At 68.8% G+C, this 1,562-nt stretch carries 1 protein-coding gene and 1 pseudogene; both read right to left on the reverse strand.

The features are described from left to right. A pseudogene (locus ABZ717_RS28610) lies at positions 1-686 on the reverse strand (hypothetical protein); the annotation flags it as partial. After that, positions 683-1,435 carry a glycosyltransferase family A protein gene (locus ABZ717_RS28615; RefSeq protein ID WP_358516390.1) on the reverse strand — a complete coding sequence of 251 codons (753 nt, stop codon included), beginning with the start codon at positions 1,433-1,435 and terminating at the stop codon, positions 683-685. The gene ABZ717_RS28615 and the pseudogene ABZ717_RS28610, both read right to left, overlap by 4 nt. Positions 1,436-1,562: the final 127 nt, after the last annotated feature.

Here is a 1,562-nt window from a genome sequence, read left to right on the forward strand (position 1 = left end):
AACACCCAACGACCACCCCGCGAAACCAACCGCCCCACCTTGGCCGACGAAGACCTCGTGAACCCCATCGGATTCACCACCCGCTCATCCACAGCAGGCACCGCATCCACTGACAGACGGGAGGGTTCGGCCGCCCCGTGTACGGCGCCCGGCTCGCCCAGGCGCCGCCAAAGCCGCTCGGGCTCGGTTCCTTCCGGCGCGGCGGACGGTATGGACTCGACGGGACTCCGTCGTCCTCCCACCAGGGAGCGGGCCACCGCCATCAACACCTCACCCGACTCGACCGGGTCGGTGAAGGAGAACTCCCACGCCCAACCCCGATTCGGTAGACGGCGTGTCCTTGAGCTCAACAGGCCCTTCCACTGCCCGATACCCGGTGGGGCCGGTAGCGGCGGGCCCTGGCGCGGTACGGTGTCCAGCACGACGATCATGGCCCCGGCCGCTCGTGGAAGCCCGTTGCTCCTGCTCCAAGTGCGCAGGTCGATCGTGCTCGCCGCGACGAGCACGAGCAGGTCCACCTGTTCGTCCGCCGTCCCGCCCTCGCCCGCTCCCAGGTCCAGGGCCCGGACCCCGGCCCCTTCGGCCACACCCGCCACCACGCGGTCGGTGCGCGGGCCTACGTGGGCGACCAGGACCGACTTCGCTCCGTGTGCTCGCAACGCTCCGGTCAGCAGATCCCCGATCACCGCGTCACCCTCATGTCGTGTGCCCGATCCTCGGAGTCACCACCCAGGTCCCTCCAGGCGACGGCGAGTTCGGTGAGGGGAATGTCCTCGGGATCGGGCTCCAGCAACGCACTGGGCCGCCAGCCCCGGAGCTGGCGGTCCCCCGAGGCCTGGAGGAAATGGCCGGTGTCGACCCTCCAGGTGTGCCCACCAGCCTTGCGGCGGAGCACGTAGTTGCAGCCGTGACCACGGTGGATCCGGCCGCCCATGCGCTCGATCCCCATGAGCAGCCGGGTGTCCTCGGCCGTGGGCACCGGGGAGAAACCGCCCACCTCCTCCAGGGTCCTGCGGTCCATCAACAGGGTTCCTCCGGCCGCCCTGTGCCACAGGGCTTCGGTGGCCCCACCCAGACGCACGGTCCGATCCAGTGCTTCGAGGTAGACGAAGGAGGCCACGGCCCCCACCAGGTCGGCTCCGGAATAATGGCGGGCCGCCACCAGATCCGACAGATGATCCGGCCCATACCAATCGTCATCATCCATCTTCGCCACCAACGAACCACTCGCCCGCGCGATCGCCCCATTCAGAACCGAACCGAACACCATTCGCGAATCCGGCTCCCACACCACCAACTCACGCCCCGAAGCACGATAGGCATCGACCGCCTCCGACACACCAGGAGCACCCACCCCGAACCCGTGCAGCGCCAACACCACCTCCACATCCACACCCCGCTGACGCCCCACCTGACGCAAAGCGAAACCCACCATCTCCGGCCGCCGCGTACACAGAACAACCGACGCCGAAGGCTCTACCGACCCACCACCCGACCGATACCAACGCGCCTGCCGCCCGAACAGCCGCAACGCCACCCGCCGCAACCGCACACTGTGCTCC

It is taken from the genome of Nocardiopsis sp. NPDC006832, from assembly GCF_040635885.1.
Lineage (GTDB): Bacteria > Actinomycetota > Actinomycetes > Streptosporangiales > Streptosporangiaceae > Nocardiopsis.